3 protein-coding genes are annotated in these 2,610 nt (G+C 58.4%); all 3 read left to right on the top strand.

Features of this window, described 5'->3' with window-relative positions; translation table 11 throughout:
- Nucleotides 1-85 precede the first annotated feature (85 nt).
- Genes GVL52_RS27735 through GVL52_RS27745 form a run of 3 tightly spaced genes read left to right on the top strand, consistent with a single transcriptional unit; the run spans nucleotide 86 to nucleotide 2,538 of the window.
- Nucleotides 86-454, top strand: a complete 369-nt coding sequence (locus GVL52_RS27735; RefSeq protein ID WP_160012623.1) for a transposase — start codon at nucleotides 86-88, stop codon at nucleotides 452-454.
- Nucleotides 451-804, top strand: coding sequence for an IS66 family insertion sequence element accessory protein TnpB (gene tnpB, locus GVL52_RS27740; RefSeq protein WP_200847924.1), 354 nt, complete (start codon nucleotides 451-453; stop codon nucleotides 802-804). Before GVL52_RS27735 ends, tnpB begins: the two co-directional genes overlap by 4 nt.
- Nucleotides 805-849: 45 nt before the next feature.
- Entirely contained in the window at nucleotides 850-2,538 is a 1,689-nt protein-coding gene (locus tag GVL52_RS27745) for an IS66 family transposase (protein WP_160012624.1), read from the top strand.
- The last annotated feature ends 72 nt before the right edge of the window (nucleotides 2,539-2,610 follow it).

Raw genomic sequence — 2,610 nt, forward strand, 5'->3', positions numbered from 1 at the left:
GTATCCGTCCGGGCAAGGCCGTCTTGTAGAAATCATGAGATTTGGCACTGACTGTCCGTATTGACGTCAATAGGGACAGTGCGGAATGGAGCGGCTTGAGATTATCGATAGCGGCCGGCGGCGGCGGTTTAGCAAACAGAAGAAACTGCAGATTGTCGCCGAGAGCTATCTGGAACCTGGCTTGTGTGCGACGACGGCGCGGCGACATGGAATTTCACGTTCGCAATTATATGAATGGCGACGGCTGGCACGAGCGTGGCAGTTGGAAGCTTCGGCTGACGTGGGTTTTATCCCGGCACTGCTTGTTCCAGAGATAGGGCCTGCAGCAGGAGCGTTGCCGCAGACAAGCCGGATTGAGGTTGTCAGCGCAAATGGCCACCGTGTGATCGTGGACCGCGATGTCGACGTGGAGGCTCTGATCCGGATCATGCGGGGACTGGAGACGTTACGGTGAACCCGTTTCCGATGGGGACTGCGGTCAAGGTCTGGCTTTCGACGGGATATACGGACATGCGCTGCGGCTTTCCCTCTCTGGCACTTCGAGTACAGGAGGTTCTGAAGCATGACCCTTTGTCAGGACATCTGTTCGTCTTTCGCGGCCGGCGATCTGATATCTTGAAGATCATCTGGCATGATGGCCTGGGGGCATGCCTTTTTACCCGTCGGCTGGAAAAGGGTCGGTTCATCTGGCCGAATGTGGAGGGCGGTGCAGTCTCAATCTCACCGGCGCAATTGTCCTATTTGTTGTCCGGGATCGACTGGCGCAATCCGCAGGAAACCTATCGTCCAACGCGGGTCGGATAGCATTATTCCATTGAAAATGTTGAAGGAATCTGATCGAATAGCTTTATGAGTTCGAAGCGCATCGATCTTCCTGCGGACCTTGCTGGCGCCTATCTGGCGCTGCTTTCCGAGCGTGAGATGCTGCAGGCCGAGCGCGATCTCGTTGCAGCTGAACGCAATACGGCGGTGGCACACGCCGCCATTGCGCAAGCCATGCTGTCGGACAGTGAGGCACTGATCGTCCGCCTGGAACTGGCGATAGAGAAGCTGAGGCGCGAGCTGCGCGGCCAGCGATCCGAGCGCACGGCGCGCCTGATCGACCAGATGGAGTTGCAGCTCGAAGAGCTGGTGATGGCGGCAACAGAGGATGAGGTTGCAGCTCAAGTGGCTGCCGCCGAGGCTTCTAACGTGCGTTCGTTCACGCGCAAACGGCCGGTGCGAAAGCCCTGGCCCGAGAACGTCGAGCGCGAGCGCCGGATCATCGATCCTCCGACCACCTGCGCATGTTGCGGCGGGGAGCGTCTGTCGAAGCTGGGCGAGGACGTCAACGAGACGCTGGAAGAAATCCCGCGTCGGTTTATCGTGATTGAGACCGTGCGGGAGAAGTTTACCTGCCGTGACTGCGAGGCGATCAGCCAGCCACCAGCGCCGTTCCATGCCACGCCGCGCGGCTTTATCGGCCCTCATCTGCTGGCGACAATCCTCTTCGACAAGTTCGGCATGCATAGCCCTCTCAACCGCCAGAGCACTCGGTTCAAATCCGAGGGCATCGAGCTTTCGACCTCGACGCTAGCCGATCAGGTTGGATTTGGGGTGGCGGCCCTTATGCCGGTCTTTGATCTGATCGAATCTCATGTCTTTGCGGCTGAGCGCCTTCATGGCGACGACACGACTATTCCCATCCAGGCCAAAGACAAATGCACGACCGGGCGCATATGGACCTATGTATGTGATGATCGGCCCTTCGGGGGCAAGGCAGCACCAGCCGCAATATATTACGCTTCAAGTGACCGGCGCGGCGAGCATCCGCAAAAGCACCTGGCAAGCTATAGTGGCATTCTGCAGAGTGATTGCTACAATGGCTTCGAGCCACTCAGTGTTGCCGAAACGAAAGCGGTGCCCATCACCTTTGCCTTTTGCCATGCGCATGCACGACGCAAATTCTTTGAGCTGGCCGATATCCAGAAGAGTGCTCGTGACCGAAAGCGGAAGGGCAAGCCCATCTCGCCGATCGCCCTGGAGGCCGTTCAACGCTACGACGCGCTGTTCGAGATCGAGCGCCAGATCAACGGACTGAGTGCTGAAGAACGAAAGGCTGTCAGGCAAGAGAAGAGCAAGCCGCTGTTCGATGACATGCACGAGTGGCTAAAACGGGAGCGTGCGACGCTCAGTAAATCCTCCGAGGTGATCGGGCCCATCGACTATATGCTGAAGCGATGGGATGGTTTTGCCCGTTTCCTTGACGATGGCCGAATTTGTCTCACGAACAATGCCGCCGAGCGAGCCCTGAGAGGCATAGCACTTGGTCGTCGGAACTGGACCTTCGCCGGTTCCCAGCGTGGGGCAGATCGTGCCGCCGTCATGCTCACCTTCATCACAACATGCCGCCTCAACGACATCGATCCAAAGGCTTGGCTCGCCGACGTGCTGGACCGCATCGCAGACCACCCTGCCTCTCGTCTGCATGAGCTGCTGCCGTGGCAATGGAAAAGGCTCCGTGAGCCTGAAAAGGCGCAGGACCAGCCTATCGCCTAACGCCAGCCTTACCATACATCAACCCGTACATTCGCGCGCGCGGCAGTTCCGCGGCCTTCAGCGTACGGATAC

Source organism: Rhizobium sp. 18055, from assembly GCF_902706285.1.
In the GTDB taxonomy this organism is placed as follows: Bacteria; Pseudomonadota; Alphaproteobacteria; order Rhizobiales; family Rhizobiaceae; genus Rhizobium.

Bases quoted from the DNA above. Each gene is read 5' to 3' on its own strand.
- GVL52_RS27735 (WP_160012623.1), top strand. From the start codon at position 86: ATGGAGCGGCTTGAGATTATCGATAGCGGCCGGCGGCGGCGGTTTAGC.
- GVL52_RS27745 (WP_160012624.1), top strand. From the start codon at position 850: ATGAGTTCGAAGCGCATCGATCTTCCTGCGGACCTTGCTGGCGCCTAT.